Source organism: Allobosea sp. (assembly GCF_051860145.1).
Taxonomy (GTDB): Bacteria; Pseudomonadota; Alphaproteobacteria; order Rhizobiales; family Beijerinckiaceae; genus Allobosea.
In genome coordinates, this window is the sequence record NZ_JBHYEM010000009.1 from 159,457 (window position 1) to 175,768 (window position 16,312).

15 protein-coding genes are annotated in these 16,312 nt (G+C 66.9%); 7 read left to right on the forward strand and 8 right to left on the reverse strand.

Features of this window, described 5'->3' with window-relative positions:
- Positions 1-48: 48 nt before the first annotated feature.
- The 5 genes from murA to ACTIF2_RS16710 are packed head-to-tail and all read left to right on the forward strand — an operon-like array spanning position 49 to position 4,090.
- Positions 49-1,338 carry a UDP-N-acetylglucosamine 1-carboxyvinyltransferase gene (gene murA / locus ACTIF2_RS16690; protein WP_439498215.1) on the forward strand — a complete coding sequence of 430 codons (1,290 nt, stop codon included), beginning with the start codon at positions 49-51 and terminating at the stop codon, positions 1,336-1,338.
- Positions 1,339-1,369: 31 nt separating this feature from the next.
- On the forward strand, positions 1,370-1,816 hold the full coding sequence (locus ACTIF2_RS16695) for a DUF2948 family protein (protein WP_439498216.1): 447 nt from the start codon (positions 1,370-1,372) through the stop codon (positions 1,814-1,816).
- A gap of 26 nt (positions 1,817-1,842) precedes the next feature.
- Complete coding sequence (gene hisD, locus ACTIF2_RS16700; RefSeq protein ID WP_439498217.1) at positions 1,843-3,135, forward strand: histidinol dehydrogenase; 1,293 nt, start codon at positions 1,843-1,845, stop codon at positions 3,133-3,135.
- 29 nt (positions 3,136-3,164) lie between these two features.
- Positions 3,165-3,638, forward strand: a complete 474-nt coding sequence (locus ACTIF2_RS16705; RefSeq protein ID WP_439498218.1) for a UPF0262 family protein — start codon at positions 3,165-3,167, stop codon at positions 3,636-3,638.
- Between the two features lie 47 nt (positions 3,639-3,685).
- Positions 3,686-4,090, forward strand: a complete 405-nt coding sequence (locus ACTIF2_RS16710) for an arsenate reductase ArsC (RefSeq protein ID WP_439498252.1) — start codon at positions 3,686-3,688, stop codon at positions 4,088-4,090.
- A gap of 9 nt (positions 4,091-4,099) precedes the next feature.
- On the opposite strand, the gene ACTIF2_RS16715 is transcribed toward ACTIF2_RS16710, so the two are convergent.
- A complete protein-coding gene (locus tag ACTIF2_RS16715; protein WP_439498219.1) occupies positions 4,100-5,818 on the reverse strand; it encodes a pilus assembly protein TadG-related protein in 1,719 nt (572 codons plus the stop codon).
- Between the two features lie 34 nt (positions 5,819-5,852).
- Positions 5,853-6,278, reverse strand: a complete 426-nt coding sequence (locus tag ACTIF2_RS16720; RefSeq protein ID WP_439498220.1) for a TadE/TadG family type IV pilus assembly protein — start codon at positions 6,276-6,278, stop codon at positions 5,853-5,855.
- Positions 6,279-6,482: 204 nt separating this feature from the next.
- On the opposite strand from ACTIF2_RS16720, the gene ACTIF2_RS16725 reads away from it, so the two are divergent.
- Both ACTIF2_RS16725 and ACTIF2_RS16730 read left to right on the forward strand, forming a co-directional pair.
- Entirely contained in the window at positions 6,483-6,845 is a 363-nt protein-coding gene (locus ACTIF2_RS16725) for a hypothetical protein (RefSeq protein WP_439498221.1), read from the forward strand.
- Positions 6,842-8,299: a methyl-accepting chemotaxis protein gene (locus tag ACTIF2_RS16730; protein ID WP_439498222.1), complete on the forward strand. Its 1,458-nt coding sequence runs from the start codon at positions 6,842-6,844 to the stop codon at positions 8,297-8,299. The genes ACTIF2_RS16725 and ACTIF2_RS16730 overlap by 4 nt, the downstream gene beginning before the upstream one ends.
- Positions 8,300-8,313: 14 nt before the next feature.
- Here the strand turns inward: ACTIF2_RS16730 and ACTIF2_RS16735 are convergent, their stop codons facing one another.
- From ACTIF2_RS16735 to ACTIF2_RS16760, 6 genes are read right to left on the reverse strand one after another with little or no spacing between them, the layout of a single operon-like run.
- Positions 8,314-9,531, reverse strand: a complete 1,218-nt coding sequence (locus tag ACTIF2_RS16735; RefSeq protein WP_439498223.1) for a phosphopentomutase — start codon at positions 9,529-9,531, stop codon at positions 8,314-8,316.
- A gap of 1 nt (position 9,532) precedes the next feature.
- Positions 9,533-11,161 (reverse strand): ABC transporter ATP-binding protein, encoded by a 1,629-nt coding sequence (locus ACTIF2_RS16740; RefSeq protein WP_439498224.1) that lies wholly within the window; start codon positions 11,159-11,161, stop codon positions 9,533-9,535.
- The gene (locus ACTIF2_RS16745; RefSeq protein WP_439498225.1) at positions 11,158-12,045 is read right to left on the reverse strand and encodes a hypothetical protein; all 888 of its coding nucleotides are present in this window, start codon (positions 12,043-12,045) and stop codon (positions 11,158-11,160) included. Before ACTIF2_RS16745 ends, ACTIF2_RS16740 begins: the two co-directional genes overlap by 4 nt.
- Positions 12,042-13,178, reverse strand: coding sequence for an ABC transporter permease (locus tag ACTIF2_RS16750; RefSeq protein WP_439498253.1), 1,137 nt, complete (start codon positions 13,176-13,178; stop codon positions 12,042-12,044). Before ACTIF2_RS16750 ends, ACTIF2_RS16745 begins: the two co-directional genes overlap by 4 nt.
- A 35-nt stretch (positions 13,179-13,213) precedes the next feature.
- Positions 13,214-14,308 carry a microcin C ABC transporter permease YejB gene (locus ACTIF2_RS16755; RefSeq protein WP_439498226.1) on the reverse strand — a complete coding sequence of 365 codons (1,095 nt, stop codon included), beginning with the start codon at positions 14,306-14,308 and terminating at the stop codon, positions 13,214-13,216.
- A 6-nt stretch (positions 14,309-14,314) separates the two neighbouring features.
- Positions 14,315-16,189 (reverse strand): extracellular solute-binding protein, encoded by a 1,875-nt coding sequence (locus ACTIF2_RS16760; protein WP_439498227.1) that lies wholly within the window; start codon positions 16,187-16,189, stop codon positions 14,315-14,317.
- Positions 16,190-16,312: the final 123 nt, after the last annotated feature.

Consider the following 16,312-nt stretch of genomic DNA (forward strand, 5'->3'; position numbering starts at 1 on the left):
TCCCGCGCCGCGCAGTCGCCTTGCCGCCGCTTCCAGCAGGACATCCAGATGGACCGCATCCGCATCACCGGTGGCCAGCGCCTCAACGGCACGATCCCGATCTCGGGCGCGAAGAATGCGGCCCTGCCGCTGATGATCGCGAGCTTGCTCACCGATGAGACCCTGACGCTGGTCAATGTCCCGCGCCTCTCGGACGTGACCGCGCTGTCGCGCATCCTCTCGAACCACGGCGTCGATCGCTCGGTCGCAGGCAAGCGCATCGGCCAGTCGGCCGAAACCGGCCAGACCATCTCGCTCACCGCGCGCCAGATCGTCGATACCTGCGCGCCCTACGAGCTCGTCTCGACCATGCGCGCCAGCTTCTGGGTCATCGCGCCGATCCTGGCGCGGATGGGCGAGGCGAAGGTTTCGCTACCGGGCGGCTGCGCGATCGGCACGCGGCCGGTCGATCTCCTGCTGATGGCGCTTGAGAAGCTCGGGGCCGAGATCGTCATCGAGAACGGCTATGCCCTGGCGCGCGCGCCCAAGGGGCTGCAAGGCGCCGAGATCGTGTTTCCGAAGGTCACGGTGGGCGGCACCCATACTGCGCTGATGGCCGCAGTGCTGGCGAACGGCACGACGGTGATCGAGAATGCCGCGCGCGAGCCGGAAGTGACCGATCTCGCCGCCTGCCTGAGCAAGATGGGCGCCAAGATCGAGGGCGCCGGCACCTCGCGGATCGTCGTCACCGGCGTCTCCCGCCTCGGCGGCGCTCATCACGCGGTCCTGCCCGACCGGATCGAGACCGGCACCTATGCCATGGCGGTGGCGATGACGGGCGGCGATGTCCTGCTCGAAGGCGCTCGCGCCGACCTGCTGCAATCGGCGCTCGACGTCCTCGTCGAGGCCGGCGTCGACATCGCCGCGACCAATGAGGGCATTCGCGTGCGCCGCAACGGCGCCGCGCTGACGGCGGTCGATGTCGATACCGACCCGTTCCCGGGCTTCCCGACCGACCTCCAGGCCCAGCTCATGGCGCTGATGACGCGGGCCAAGGGCACCTCGCGCATCCGCGAGACGATTTTCGAGAACCGTTTCATGCATGTCCAGGAGCTGGTGCGCCTCGGCGCCCGGATCCGGCTCGACGGCGATGTCGCCTATGTCGAGGGCGTCGGCAAGCTCACCGGCGCGCCGGTGATGGCGACGGATCTGCGCGCTTCGGTCTCGCTCGTCATCGGCGGGCTGGCGGCCGAAGGCGACACCATGATCAACCGCGTCTATCACCTCGATCGCGGTTTCGAGGCGCTGGAAGCGAAACTGACGCGCTGCGGCGCGCAGGTGGAGCGGATCAGCGGTTGACGGCGCCCGGTCGGCTCGCCAGAACAGGCCGATGTCCGACGACGCCGCAGACCCGCTCAAGCTGATCGCGCTCGACGCGGAGGATATCGCGATCATCTCCGCTCATTTGCAGGATGCGGTCCTGCATGTCGGCGATGTGGCCTATCGTCCCGCCGAGCGGCGCTTCGCGCTGGCGGCGCGGCGCTTCGACTGGGAGGGCGTGCAGGACGGGCACAAGCGCCGCCGCCTCGCCGCCCTGCATTTCGAGCGCGTCGTCCAGGCGCGCAGCACGAAGATCGACCCAGCCGCGGCCGGCGCCGTCCTCAACCTGCTTGCGATCACCTTCACGGAAGGCGAGAGCCCGGCCGGCGAGATCACGCTGCATTTCTCGGAAGGCGCGGCCATCCGGCTCAGCGTCGAATGCATCGAGGCCCAGATGAAGGACCTCGGCCCGATCTGGGAAGCGGTGGCGACGCCGGATCATCCCGACGGCGCCTGAACCCTCTTCCAGCTCCAGGATACGTGATGCCGATCAGGCTCGATCAGCGAGACCCGGGTTTCGAGCAGGCCTTCGCCGCGCTGCTGACGACCAAGCGCGAGGTCTCGGAGGATGTCGACAGGGTCGCGGCCGAGATCATCGCCGATGTCCGCGCGCAGGGTGACAGGGCGGTCACCGACTACACCGCCCGTTTCGACAAGCTTACCCTGACGCCGGCCAGGCTGCGGGTCAGCGAGGCCGAGATCGACGCGGCCGTCGCGGCCTGCTCCGCCGATCTGCTCGCAGCGCTGGAAACGGCGCGCGCCCGGATCGAGACCTATCATTTGCGCCTGAAGCCGCAGGATTCCTGGAGCGAGGATGAGCTCGGCATCGGCAGCGGCTGGCGCTGGAGCGCGATCGAGGCTGTCGGGCTCTATGTGCCGGGCGGCACCGCGAGCTATCCGTCCTCGGTCCTGATGAACGCCGTCCCGGCCAAGGTCGCCGGCGTCGACCGCGTCGTCATGGTGGCGCCGACGCCGCGTGGCGAGACCAATCCGCTCGTGCTCGCGGCCGCGCGCCTCGCCGGTGTCGACGAGGTCTACCGCATCGGCGGCGCGCAGGCGGTGGCGGCGCTCGCCTATGGCACGCAGACCATCGCGCCGGTCGCGAAGATCGTCGGCCCGGGCAATGCCTATGTGGCGGCCGCCAAGCGCCGGGTCTTCGGCCAGGTCGGCATCGACATGATCGCCGGCCCGTCGGAGGTGCTGGTGATCGCCGATGCCAGCGCCAATCCCGACTGGATCGCGGCCGACCTATTGGCCCAGGCCGAGCATGACGAATCCGCGCAATCGATCCTGCTGACCGACGATGCTGCGCTGGCGGCCGAGGTCGAGAAGGCTGTCCTCGCGCAGCTCGCGACGCTGCCGCGCGCCGCCATCGCCGGCAGGAGCTGGGACGACTATGGCGCGATCCTGCTGGTCGCGGACCTCGAGCGCGCCATTCCATTGGTCGATCGGCTGGCACCCGAGCATCTCGAGATCATCACGGTCGATCCCGAGCGGCTTGCCGGCAGGATCCGCAATGCCGGCGCGATCTTCCTCGGCGGCTATACGCCGGAGGCGATCGGCGATTATGTCGGCGGCCCCAACCACGTCCTGCCGACGGCGCGTTCGGCGCGCTTCTCGTCCGGTCTCGGTGTCGCCGATTTCATGAAGCGGACCTCGATCCTCAAATGCGGCGTCGAGGGCTTGCGGGCCCTGGCGCCGGCGGCGACGCAATTGGCCGAGGCCGAGGGCTTGCAGGCGCATGGACGATCCGTGACGATCAGGCTCAATCGCTGAGTCCCGCACGCCCTGCGATCGGAGGCTGCATGTCCGAAAGCCAATGCCTGGTGGGGGTGACCTTCGACGAAACCTCGCTGGGGCGCGGCTCGCCGGACCAGGAGCACGAGCGCGCCGTCGCGGTCTATGACCTGGTCGAGCGCAACCGCTTCGCGCTGGCGGGTCACGATGGCGGGCCCTATCTCGCGCATCTGGCGCTGGTCGAGCGCCGGCTCGTCTTCGAGATCAAGGACGCCGACGGCGCCGTCGTCGTCACCCATCATGTGTCGCTGACGCCGCTGAAGCGCCTGATCAAGGATTATGCGCTGGTCTGCGAGAGCTATTACGCCGCCATCCGCACCTCGACGCCGGCGCAGATCGAGGCGATCGACATGGGCCGGCGCGGGCTGCATGACGAGGCCGCCGGCATCCTGGTCGAGCGCCTGGCCGGCAAGGTCGAGATCGACCATGACACAGCACGCCGGCTCTTCACCCTGATCTACGCCTTGCACTGGAAGGGCTAGGCCGGGTGGAGGAGGCGCCCCCGCGCAAGGTCCACAGCGTGCTCTTCATGTGCGCGCATAACGCCGTGCGCTCGCCGATGGCGGAGGCGATGGCCAAGCATTTCTTCGGCCGCTCGATCTATGTCCAGTCGGCCGGCGCCCGCAGGGGCGAGGTCGATCCCTTCGCCATCGCGGTCCTCGACGAGATCGGCATCGACGCCCACAAGCACAAGCCGAAATCGATCGAGGAGCTGGAGGAATGGGAGGGCCTGAATTTCGACCTCATCATCTCGCTCTCGCCCGAGGCCCATCACAAGGCGCTCGAGCTGACCCGGACGCTCGCCGCCGATGTCGAATACTGGCCGACGGCGGATCCGACCGCGACCCAGGGCTCGCGCGAGCAGATGCTCGATGCTTATCGCGAGGTGCGCGACGGCCTGATGCGGCGGATCAAGGCGCGCTTGAAGCCGTGAGCGGGCGGTTCAGCGCACCAGCACCGCGCCGCCGCAGCGCACGCCGCTGACCCAGCTGTCGGCCTGGCCGAGCCCGATGCCGAGCGTGCCGAGCACGGCGTTGAGCACCTGGTCGATCGGTGTCGCCGCGCCGCCAATGACGCCGCTGACCAGCCCGCCAAGTCCGGGTAGCGGCAGGCCGAGCCCCAGGGCCTCGACCTTGAGGTCGAGATCGCCGACCAGCCGGGAGAGCAGGGTCGCGGTGAAGTTCTGGGTCGAGGTCGTCCTTTTGTCCGCCCGCAGGATTTCCGGGTAGGTGAAGCTCACCGGGGTTGCCGCGAGATTGGTCATGGTCGCGTGGGCGCGGCCGCTGACCTTGGCGAGGCCCGCGACGTTGAGCAGGACGGCCGAGGGCGGGTTGGGCGCGCTGCGGAAATTGTTGAACTCGGCGTTCGAGACCTGGCCGATCCAGGCGTCGATCAGGGCGGGCGTGACGCCGAGCGTGACGCGCGAGGTCGAGACGTCGCCGGGATTGCACTGGATGCCGGTGAGGCGGGCGGTTGCCGCAGCCAGCTCGAGATAGAGCGGCAGGCGCACCAGCGAGGCCTGTCCCGAGCCGACGAGATCGAGCGTCAGCAGGAGGCGCGTCTGCGCCGTGTGCACGCTCGCGCCGGCCCGGCCGACGCTCACGAGGCTCGTCCCGACCGGGCGCTCGCCGATGCCGAGCTTCAGCGAGACTGCCGCAAGGCCCGGAATGTTGAGCGCGAGCCCGACATCGACCTGGCGCGACCCGTTGGAGATCTGCGCCAGCGCCGACACCATGTCGAGCGCGCTGAGCGAGACCGCCAGCGGGTTCGGTCCCGAAAGCGGCCTTTCGCCGAAGGCGCCGAACGACACGAGCGACCTCAGGTCGACGGATTTCGTCGCCCCCGCCTGCGCCGTCGCGATCTGCGACAAGGCGTTGTTGGCGGCGGTGCTGCTCGTGCCGTGTTCGCGCGCCGCATCCCGCGTCGCAGCCAGCACGTCGCCGAGCCGGACATTGGCCTGCAGCACGTCGTCGAAGCTGGCGGCGGAGAGATTGGCGCGCGTCGCCAGGTGCTTCGAGAAGGTGAACAGGTCGATGCGGGCGCGGGCCAGCGCCTCGTAATCCATCACCGACAGCGACAGGCTGCCGCCGAGCAGGCCGCCGAGCAGCCCGTTGAGGACACCGCCCTCGAGCCGGAGCAGCCGCGAACCGATCGCGAAGGAGGCCTGGGCATCCTGCACGGCGATCGCGCGTGTTCCGATCGGCACCTCGCCGGCCTCGATGCTTGTCATCGCGGTCTGTGCCGGGCGCGGCTCGGAGGCGGCCGAAGCGGCGAGCACGCGCCCGAGAAACATCGGGGTGACGGCGCGCATCTCGACCCTGACCGCGTTGGCGCTGGCCGACGTGCCGGGCCGGAAGCGGTCATCCGGCGGCAAGGCCGGATCGGGCGTATAGGTGCCGAGCTGCACCGTCCCGACATTGCCGGCGTTGAAGCCGTTGGCTCCGGCGCTCGCCTGCGCAGCGGCGCGTGCTTTTGGCAGGTCGCTGGCGGCGGCGAGCGCGGCGAGGTCGTTGGCGGTCTGCTGGCGGCGCTTCTGATAGAAGAAGCTGCCGACATCGACGGCCATGGCGCCGAAGCCGAACAGGACGACGACGGACACGGCGAACAGCAGAGTCGCTCCGCCGCGCTGGTCGCTCGAAAAGCTGCGAAGAGATCGGATCATGATGGCCTCCGTTAAGGACGACGATCAGTATTTTTCAGTATCCGCCACGCTGGATCACCGCGCGTCGCTCAATCATAGGTTGTGGCAGCGGGGCGAGTATGCTGAGGCTATCGAACAATGAGCCGGACATGTCGTAGGCGACGGTTACTTCAAAGGTCTGTTGCGGCGCGTTGCCGGACCTGGTCGTGACCTTGATCCTGGCCGGGTCGATAAAGGCGTAGGACGTGATGTTCGCCGTTACGAAATCCCGGGCGATCCGGGCTCGCTCGCTGTCATTGAGGCCGGAAACAGAGGCGCGCGCTGCTTCCGCCGCGATCTGCTGGACGCCGTGATAAACGCCGAGCACATAACCGTAACCGATGATGCCAAAGGTCATCAGCAAGAGAACTGGCGCGACGAAAGCAAACTCGACCGCGCTGGCAGCATCGTTATCTCGTATCAAGCGGGTGACTATGCGCATGGCGCGTCTCCCTGAGATGTAAGATACTACCTATGAGTGTGCTCCTGAATATCTTACGAAAGGTAAACGAGGTCATCGAAACAGATCAGGCATTTTAGTGTCGTGAATATTAGGTGAAAATTTACCGGAGCGGTGGCACGGCACCGCGCGGTGAAATCTCACCGGGCAGAGTCGGAGAGACCGTTCGCCATGCAGCCAGGAGGCTTGATCAAGGTTCCGGCGCGAGATGGCGGCGGCATGGCAGGGCGCGATGGCCTCATCGTCCTGCTGGCGCTCGTGGCCGTCAGCGTCGCGGCGCTCTTCAGCCTCCCCCAGGGAAGACCGACAGCGCAGGCTCTCGCGATCATCTTCCCGCCATGGACCCCCGGCCGGGATGCGGTAGCGAGGAGCCTGGAGGCCGGTCATCGGGTCCTGCGTGGCGGCATCTCGCCGTTCATCGTGATCATTGCCGCCGACGCCGATGCGCAGGCCGCGCCGCCGCGCCCACGCGGCGCCTTGTTGATGCTGACATTGCAGGGGCTTTCCGGCTGTCTCGATGCCGGCGCGCCCGAGGACACAGCGCGATGACCTGGACGCTGACGGATATCCGCGTGGGGGTCGCCCGCTTCCTGCTCGGGCTCGCCTTCCTTCATGTGCCGCTTCTGGGGTTGAGCAACTGGTTCAGAGGCGGGGAGGTCTTTCTCCCGGCTTCGTTCGCCTTCCTGCTGGCGGCCGGTGCCTGGCTGATCTACGCGCGTTTCGGCGTCGCCATCGTCACGCAGCTCGTCATCGCCATCGTGTTGATCGGCCAGGTCTCGATGCTGGTCTACAGCTTCGCTGGCCATCCCTGGCAGCCCGACACGCATATGTATTATTTCGCGGTGCTGGCGCTGCTCGCCGGCTTCTGCGACTGGCGGCCGATCATGATGGGCGCGGCGCTGACGGCCATGCACCATCTCGTGTTGCAATATGCCCTGCCTTCGGCGGTGTTCTACCAGGGCGGCAATATCTGGCGCGTGCTGCTGCACGCCGTGATCGTGGTGATCGAGACCGCGTTCCTGGCCGTTCTCGCCGTGATCCTCGGGCGCATGTTCGCCATGAACGAGGACAGCTTGCGGCGCGCCAACGAGATCGCCGAGCGCGAGCGGCTGGCCGGCGAGCGCGAAAAGCAGCAGGCCGGCGAACTGGGCTTGCGGGCCGAGGCTTTGCGCGAGATCGTCACCGGGTTCCGCACCCAGATGGAAGGGGCCATGGCGGTGCTCGATCGCTCGGCCGAGGCCATGCAGGGCGGCTCGCGCGAGCTGACCGGAACCTCGGACCAGGCGCGCCAGCAAATGGGCGTGATTTCCGAGGCTGCCGAAGCGACGACGCGCGGCATCGATCAGCTTGCCGTCGCCAGCGGCGAGCTCGCGGCGTCGATCGGTGAAATCGGCCGCAACGTGACGCAATCGGCCGATGGCGCCAAGAGCGCCGCCGACCTCGCGCGCCGCGCCAGCAGCGAGATCGAGGAACTCGCCCGCAGCAGCGAGAATGTCGGCGCCGTGGTCGAGATCATTCGCGGCATCGCGGCGCAGACCAGCATGCTCGCGCTCAACGCCACGATCGAGGCGGCGCGCGCCGGCGAGATGGGCCGGGGCTTCGCGGTCGTGGCCAGCGAGGTGAAGACGCTTTCTGCGCAGACCGCGCGTGCGACGGACGAGGTCTCGGGCCAGATCGGCGCGATGCAGGTCGCCTCGCAGCGCTCGCTGCGCGCCATTCGTGACATCGTCGTCGCGGTGGCCGATGTCGAGCAGGTCGCCGAGGCGATCGCGGTCGCCGTCCATCAGCAGGATCGCGCGACCGCGGAAATCGCCCGCCAGGTCCAGCTGTCCTTCGAAGGCGCGCGCCGCAGCGCCGGGGTTGTCGGCAATTTCGAGGGCATGACCGTCCGCACTCATGACGCGGCCGAGCATCTGCAGGAGGCGGCGGACGCGCTCGCCACCCAGGCCCAGGGCATCCGTCAGGACGTCGCGGCATTCTGCGGCAAGGTCGCCGCGGCCTGACGCGTCAGCCGCGCCTACCAGGCGCGACCCGGGCCGACCTGACCGAGATCGAGCCATCGCCCGGCGGTCGCGGCAATGTCGGAGAAGCTTTGCCTCCGGCCGATCGGGCCACCCGGGACACCGGGCCCGAAGGCCAGGATCGGCACATGCTCGCGGGTGTGGTCGGTGCCTTTCCAGGTCGGGTCGTTGCCATGGTCGGCGGTGATCACCGCGAGATCGCCGGGCTTCAACCGCGCCTCGAGCCGCGGCAGCATCGCGTCGAAAGCCTCCAGCGCGGCGGCATAGCCCGGCACGTCGCGGCGGTGGCCGAACTCGGTGTCGAAATCGACGAGATTGGCGAAGCAGAAGCCGCCATCCGGCAACCGTTCGAGCGCAGCCAGCGCCGCCTCGAACATCGCCGCATTGCCGAACGGCTTGATCTCCTCGCCGGTGGCGCGATGGGCGAAGATGTCGCCGATCTTGCCGACGGTGACGATGGCGCGACCTCGAGCGGCGAGCCGGTCGAGGAGCGTCTCGTCGGGCGGGGGAATTGAGAAATCCTTGCGGTTGGCCGTGCGCGTGAAACCGGTCCCGGACGTGCCGATAAAGGGGCGCGCGATCACCCGGCCGATCTTCAGCGGGTCGACCAGGAGACGCGTCTTGCGGCAGAGCTCATAAAGCCGCTCCAGGCCGAAATGCTCCTCATGCGCCGCGATCTGGAGGACGGAATCGACCGAGGTGTAGCAGATCGGCTTGCCGGTCCGGATATGCTCCTGCGCCAGCTCGTCGATGATCGCCGTGCCGGAAGCGTGCTTGTTGCCGAGGATGCCGGGCAATGCACCCTCGCGAATGATCGCCTCGACCAGATCGGGCGGGAACGAGTTCTCCAGCGCGGTGAAATAGCCCCATTTGAATGGCACCGGGCAGCCCGCGATCTCCCAATGCCCTGACGGGGTGTCCTTGCCCTGGCTGATCTCGACGCCGTAGCCGTACTGGCCCTGCGGCGCGGCCGGCTTCGGCACGCCGGCCAGGGGCCTGCCGGTCGAGGCTTCGCAGGCATCGGCGAGGCCGAGCCGGGCGAGGTTGGGGATACGCAGCGGCCCCTGCCGCAGGCCGGCACGATTGCCCTTGCCGGTCGCGCAAGCTTTCGCGATGTGGCCGAGCGTGTCGGCGCCCGCATCGCCATAGGCGGCCGCGTCCTCGGCCCCGCCGCAGCCGACGGAGTCGAGCACGATGACGATGGCGCGCGCCATCTCAGTCCCTCACGGCGGCGGCGCCGGCGGGTTCGAGATTGAGCGCGGCGGCGAGCAGCGCCTGCGTATAGGCCTCCCGCGGCCGCTGGAAGATCTCCTCGGCCGGCCCTTCCTCGACGACCTTGCCGTTCTGCATCACGACCACCCGGTGCGACAGCGCCCGCACCACCGTGAGGTCGTGGCTAATGAAGAGATAGCCGAGCTTGCGCCGGGCCTGCAGCTCGCGCAGCAGCTCGACGATCTGTGCCTGCACCGACATGTCGAGCGCCGAGGTCGGCTCGTCCAGCACCACGAATTTCGGATCGAGCGCCATGGCGCGCGCGATCGCGATGCGCTGGCGCTGGCCGCCGGAGAACTCGTGCGGGTAGCGGTCCATGGCGGCCGGATCGAGCCCGACATCGTCGAGCGCCCTGGCCACGACCTCGCGCCTTGCGGCGTAGCTCAGGCCCTTGTCCTGCACCGTCAGGCCCTCTTCCACGATGCCGGCCACCGACAGGCGCGGCGAGAGCGAGCCATAGGGGTCCTGGAAGACCACCTGCAGGTCCTTGCGCTTGGGACGGATCGCGGTGCTCGCCAGCCCGTCGATGCGGTCGCCGAGGAAGACGATCGGCCCTTCCGAGGAGATCAGTCGCAGGATCGCGAGGCCGAGCGTGGTCTTGCCCGAGCCCGATTCGCCGACGACGCCGAGCGTCTCGCCCTCGCGCACCTTGATCGAGATGCCGTCGACGGCCTTCACATGGCCGGTGGTCCGGCGCAGGAAGCCCGACTTGATCGGGAACCAGATCTTCATCGGCCCGGCTTCGAGCAAGGTCGCGGCGCCGTCGGCCACCGGGGCAGGGCGGCCCTTCGGCTCGGCCGCCAGCAGGCGCCTGGTATAGTCGTGCTGGGGATTGCCGAAGATGTCCGCGACCGGGCCCTGCTCGACGATCTTGCCCTTCAGCATCACGCAGACCCGGTCGGCGATGCGCCTGACGATGCCGAGGTCGTGGGTGATGAACAGCATCGCCATGCCGAGCCGCGTCTGCAACTCCTTGAGCAGCGTCAGGATCTGGGCCTGCACCGTGACGTCGAGCGCGGTCGTCGGCTCGTCGGCGATCAGCAGGTCGGGCTCGTTGGCGAGCGCCATCGCGATCATCACGCGCTGGCGCTGCCCGCCCGAGAGCTGATGCGGATAGGCCTCCAACCGGCTCTCGGCGTCGCGGATGCCGACCAGCGCCAGCAATTCGAGCGTGCGGGCGCGCGCCTTCTCGCCGCGCAGGCCCTTGTGCAGCTCGAGGATCTCGCCGATCTGCCGCGCGATCGTGTGCAGCGGGTTGAGCGAGGTCATCGGCTCCTGGAACACCATGGTGATGTCGTTGCCGCGCACCTTGCGCATCGCGTCCTCGTCGGCGGCGATCAGGTCCTGGCCGTTGAACAGGACCTTGCCAGACGGGTGATGTGCCGACGGATAGTTCAGCAGCTTCAGGATCGAGAGCGCCGAGACCGACTTGCCCGAGCCGGATTCGCCGACGATCGCCAGCGTCTCGCCCTTGGCGACATGGAAGGAGACCTTGTCGACAGCGAGCGTTTCCCGGCCGCCCTGCCGGAAGGCGACGGAGAGGTCTTCGACTGAGAGGAGGGGGGTGGTCATATTTCAGAGGCTTCTTCGGGAAGCACCTGCTTCCGCAAGTTTTCTATCGCAGCATCGGCTGTATCCCCGGCCGCGATCCAGTGAGGCGGTTCGCTCCAGAAATCCCTTGCGTCACCATCTTCGCCAGACGGCCCGGGGCCATGCTCGACGCAAAACGCAACACGAGTAAGCCCGTTTTCAAACGCATCGGCATCGGCAATCGCCAACCATCTGCCTCCCGAATACGTGCCGCGGTAGCGATCTTCTATGACTGCGATAGGGTAGGTGACATCTACCCCGAGCTTGGACAATTCAATTTGGGTCAAAGGTAGGCGCCAGCGATACCCTTTCACATTGTGATCGCTGCCCGAAATGCGAACGATTTCGCGAACATTGTCTCTTGCTCGATGCGTTAGGTAATAACCGCGATATTCAGTAATACGCAGGTCGTCGACACCATCTACTTGAATGGGGTAACCTTCCACGAAGGTATCCAAAAAATGCCCGAGCAGGAGGAAAAGGAAGGTCGAGACGCGATCGGGATCAACGCTTCTGATTTGTGCCCCGATCTCATGAAGCGCCGCTTCGGCATCCGGCGCCAAGCGTAATTCTACCGCGCTCTCCGCTCGCGCGCTTTCACGGGAATGGCCAAAACGCGCAAAGAGAGCGGCTAGTGCGGTCTCCGCAGAGATTGCCTTTCCATTGTCCAGATCTGCAATGGCTGACATGACGGCTTGATCGAATACGATTGCTTGCCGCTCGTCGAGATCGCTCTCTTCGATCGTCACTTTCACAATGCGGTCTGCCCCAATGCGCTCGCGAACATGCTGCGGGAACATCGAGCTATGGTATCGCTCTTCGACAATGCGCTCCATTTCCTGCTTTCCTTGCAAAAGCGGGCTCACGCGAAGGTCTTCCTTGGGTCGAACGCGTCCCTGACCGCCTCGCCGATGAAGATCAGCAGCGACAGCATCAGCGCGATCACGACGAAGCCCGAGAGGCCGAGCCAGGGCGCTTGGAGATTGGCCTTGCCCTGCGCCAGCAATTCCCCGAGCGAGGGCGAGCCCGGTGGCAGGCCGAAGCCGAGGAAGTCGAGCGAGGTCAGGGTGGTGATCGAGCCGTTGAGGATGAAGGGCAGGAAGGTCAGCGTCGCCACCATGGCGTTGGGCAGCAGGTGCTTGACCATGATCTTGCGGTTCGAGAGGCCGAGCGCGCGCGCCGCCCGGACATACTCGAAATTGCGCGCCCGCAGGAATTCGGCCCTGACCACGCCGACCAGCGCCACCCAGGAGAACAGCAAGAGGATGCCGAGCAGCACGAAGAAGCTCGGCGTGATGATCGCCGCGACGATGATCAGCAGGTAGAGCGCCGGGATCGAGGTCCAGATCTCGATGACGCGCTGGAAGATCAGGTCGGTCCAGCCGCCGAAATAGCCCTGCACGGCGCCGGCCGCGATGCCGATCACCGAGGAGATCGAGCACAGGATCAGGCCGAACAGGATCGAGATGCGGAAGCCGTAGATCAGCCGCGCCACCACGTCGCGGCCCTGGTCGTCGGTGCCGAGCCAGTTCCATTCGAGGTCGCGGCAGGTCATGCCGCCGCTGCGCTCGGCGATCGGCCGGCATTGCTCGTCCTTGAGCATCCAGGTCGGCGGGGCGGGGGCGGGCACCGGCAGGTCGAGATTATGCGTGCGGTAGGAATAGCGGATCGGCGGCCAGATCGCGTAGCCGTTGGTCTCGATTTCCTTGGAGATCACCGGGTCGCGATAATCCGTCGTGGCGAGGAAGCCGCCGAACTTCTCCTCCGGATAGTTCACAGCGATGGGGAACAGCCATTCGCCCTTGTAGCGGACGATGAGCGGCCGGTCGTTGGCGATGAACTCGGCGAAGAGCGAGAGCACGAACAGGATCAGGAAGATCCAGAGCGACCACCAGCCGCGCCGGTTGGCCTTGAAGTTGTCGAGCCGGCGCCGGTTGATCGGCGAGAGCTTGAGCCAGCCCTGGCTCGCCTCCGGTGGCGCCAGCGTCGCGGTGTTCAGCCTCGGCGGGGCGTCGATCAGCGTCTCGCTCACGCTCAAGCCTCCCGCGTCTCGAAATCGATGCGCGGATCGACCCAGGTATAGGTCAGGTCGGTGATGAGATGCACGACGAGCCCGATCAGCGAGAAGATGTAGAGATTGGCGAAGACGACGGGGTAGTCGCGGTTGACGATCGCCTCGAAGGACAGGAGCCCGAGCCCGTCGAGCGAGAAGATCGTCTCGATCAGCAGCGAGCCGGCGAAGAGCGCATGCACAAAGGCGCCGGGGAAGCCGGCGATCACGATCAGCATGGCGTTGCGGAAGACATGGCCGTAGAGCACGCCGCGCTCGGAGAGCCCCTTCATCCGTGCGGTCAGGACATATTGCTTCCTGATCTCGTCGAGGAAGGAGTTCTTGGTCAGCAGCGTCGAGGTGGCGAAGGCTCCTAGCGCCATCGCCGTCACCGGCAGCGCGATGTGCCAGAGATAGTCGCCGATCTTGGCGAAGAAGCCGAGCTCGTTCCAGTTCTCGGAATAGAGCCCGCGCAGCGGGAAAATCTGCCAGAAGGAGCCGCCGGCGAAGAGCACGATCAGCAGGATCGCAAACAGGAAGCCGGGAATGGCGTAGCCGACGATGACCACCGCGCTCGTCCAGGTGTCGAAGCGCGAGCCGTCCTTCACCGCCTTGCGGATGCCGAGCGGGATCGAGATCGCATAGGAGAGCAGGGTCATCCACAGCCCGAGCGAGATCGAGACCGGCAGCTTCTCCTTGATCAGCTGCAGCACCGGCGCGTCGCGGAAATAGGAGCGCCCGAAATCGAAGCGGAGATAGTCCCAGAGCATCTTGCCGAAGCGCTCATGCGCCGGCTTGTCGAAGCCGAACTGCTTCTCCAGCTCCTTGATGAAGGCCGGATCGAGCCCCTGCGCGCCGCGATAGGACGAGTTGGAATCGCCGCCGATCTGCGCGCCGGCATCGCCGCCCTGGCCGCCGCCGACCCGGTCCGAGGCGTTGCCGCCCTGGCCCTGGAGCTGCGCGATCACCCGCTCGACCGGGCCGCCGGGCGCGAATTGCACGATCACGAAGGAGATCAGCAGGATGCCGAACAGGGTCGGCACCATCAGGGCGATGCGCCGGGCGATATAGCTCAGCATCCCGGTTCAGCCCTTTCCGATTCGCTTGGCCTTCTCGGCGTCGTACCACCAGATCGAGGGCGCGCCCGAGGAGTATTTCGGCTTCGTCTCGGGACGGTCGAACATGTCCCAGAAGGCCAGCCACTCGTTCGGGTTCCACCACATCGGGATCCAGTACTGCCCCGCCCGGAGCAGGCGGTCGAGGCATTTCGCCGCGACCACGACCTCGGCATAGCTCTTGGCCCGGCCGATATGGTCGATCATCGCGTCGATGGCGGGGTCGGCGATGCCGGCGGCATTGCGCGAGCCGCGCGTCTTGGCGGCCTCCGAGCCATAGACGATGCGCAAGGTGTCGCTGGGGATCGCGCTGCCGCCGAGCGCCATGCTGACCATGTCGAAATCGAATTCCTGCAGCCGCCTCTGATACTGGGCCGCGTCGACGATGCGCGAGGTCGCATTGATGCCGAGCCGCTTCAGGTTGGCCTGGAAGGGCTGGGTATGCGGCTGCAGCGCCGCCGAGAAGTCGAGGAACTCGATCTCGAAGGGCCGCCCGTCCGGCAGTTTCAGGACATTGCCGTCGCGCTTGCAGCCGGCGGCCCGGAACATCTCGTCGGCCTTGCGCAAGAGGGTCCGGTCGCTGCCGGAGCCGTCGCTGACCGGCGGCAGATAGGCCTCGCCGAACACCGTGTCCGGCACCTTGCCGCGGAATGGCTCGAGCAGCGCGAGTTCTTCGGGGGAGGGCGTTCCAACGGCCTTCGAGTCGGAATTCTCGAAGAACGACGTCATCCGCGTATAGGCGCCGAAGATAATGTTCTTGTTGGTCCACTCGAAATCGAAGCACAGCCCGAGCGCCTCGCGGATGCGCGGATCCTTGAAGGCGTCGCGGCGCAGGTTGAAATACCAGCCCTGCGAGCGCGTCGGCGCCGTGCTCGGCAGCGATTCCTTCCTGACCTTGCCTTCCTTGATCGCCGGGAAGTCGTAGCCCGTCGCCCAGATCCGCGAGGTGTATTCCTCCTGGAAGGTGATCACGCCGCTCTTGAAGGCCTCGAACGCGACCTGGCGGTCGCGGAAATACTCCCAGCGCACGCGGTCGAAATTGTTGACGCCGATATTCACCGGCAGATCCTTGGCCCAGTAGTCCGGCACGCGCTCGAATTCGATGAAGCGCCCCTGCTCGAAACGGCCGACCTTGTAGGCGCCCGAGCCCAGCGGTGGCTCCAGCGTCGAGGCCTCGAAATTGCGGGTGGACCAGTATTTCTCCGAGAAAATGGGCAGGCCGGCGACGACGAGATGCAGGTCGCGGCCGCGCTTCGGCGACAGCGTGACGACCGCGATGTCCTCGCCTTCGGCCGTGGCCGAGACGAGCTCGTTCAGCACCAGCCGGAAGGACGGGTGCCCCTTGCTCTTCAGGATGTTCATCGAGAAGGCGACATCGGCCGCCGTGATGCGCGTCCCGTCATGGAATTTCGCCTCGGGCCGCAGGCGGAAGCGATAGGTCAGCTTGTCGGCCGAGACCGCGACGCTCTTCGCCAGGAGCCCGTAGAGCGCGCCGGGCTCGTCGCCCGAGCCCGCCATCAGGCTGTCGAAACAGGCATCCATCCCGGCCGCGCCGTCGCCTTGCAGCACGAAGGTGTTGAGCGTGTTGAACGTGTCGAAATTCTGGTTGCCGCCGGCGCTCTTGATCTGGAGCGTGATCGTGCCGCCCTTCGGCGCTTTCGGGTTCACATAGGCGAAATGCGGGAAATCGGGCGGCAGGGCGAGCTCGCCGAAGGTGGAGAGGCCATGGATCTCGCCGGTCTCGGCTTGCGCCCAGGCGCCGCGGGGCAGGGCGGAGAGGCTCGCCCCCGCCATGGCCGCACCTCCGGCCTCGAGCAGCCTGCGGCGTGTGATGCGCATCGCCATGGTGCTTCGTCCTCCTTCGTCCGATTCGCGGTCGATTATGTCGCGCCCGGCCGATGATGCCAGCGCCGGGGAGGGATTCGCCGCCATGGTGAGGGCAAGAGCATGGCGTCAGCAAGCAAAAGC

Coding starts and splice junctions, on each gene's coding strand:
- murA (WP_439498215.1), top strand. CDS start 49: ATGGACCGCATCCGCATCACCGGTGGCCAGCGCCTCAACGGCACGATC.
- ACTIF2_RS16695 (WP_439498216.1), top strand. CDS start 1,370: ATGTCCGACGACGCCGCAGACCCGCTCAAGCTGATCGCGCTCGACGCG.
- hisD (WP_439498217.1), top strand. CDS start 1,843: ATGCCGATCAGGCTCGATCAGCGAGACCCGGGTTTCGAGCAGGCCTTC.
- ACTIF2_RS16705 (WP_439498218.1), top strand. CDS start 3,165: ATGTCCGAAAGCCAATGCCTGGTGGGGGTGACCTTCGACGAAACCTCG.
- ACTIF2_RS16710 (WP_439498252.1), top strand. CDS start 3,686: ATGTGCGCGCATAACGCCGTGCGCTCGCCGATGGCGGAGGCGATGGCC.
- ACTIF2_RS16715 (WP_439498219.1), bottom strand. CDS start 5,818: ATGATCCGATCTCTTCGCAGCTTTTCGAGCGACCAGCGCGGCGGAGCG.
- ACTIF2_RS16720 (WP_439498220.1), bottom strand. CDS start 6,278: ATGCGCATAGTCACCCGCTTGATACGAGATAACGATGCTGCCAGCGCG.
- ACTIF2_RS16730 (WP_439498222.1), top strand. CDS start 6,842: ATGACCTGGACGCTGACGGATATCCGCGTGGGGGTCGCCCGCTTCCTG.
- ACTIF2_RS16735 (WP_439498223.1), bottom strand. CDS start 9,531: ATGGCGCGCGCCATCGTCATCGTGCTCGACTCCGTCGGCTGCGGCGGG.
- ACTIF2_RS16740 (WP_439498224.1), bottom strand. CDS start 11,161: ATGACCACCCCCCTCCTCTCAGTCGAAGACCTCTCCGTCGCCTTCCGG.
- ACTIF2_RS16755 (WP_439498226.1), bottom strand. CDS start 14,308: ATGCTGAGCTATATCGCCCGGCGCATCGCCCTGATGGTGCCGACCCTG.
- ACTIF2_RS16760 (WP_439498227.1), bottom strand. CDS start 16,189: ATGGCGATGCGCATCACACGCCGCAGGCTGCTCGAGGCCGGAGGTGCG.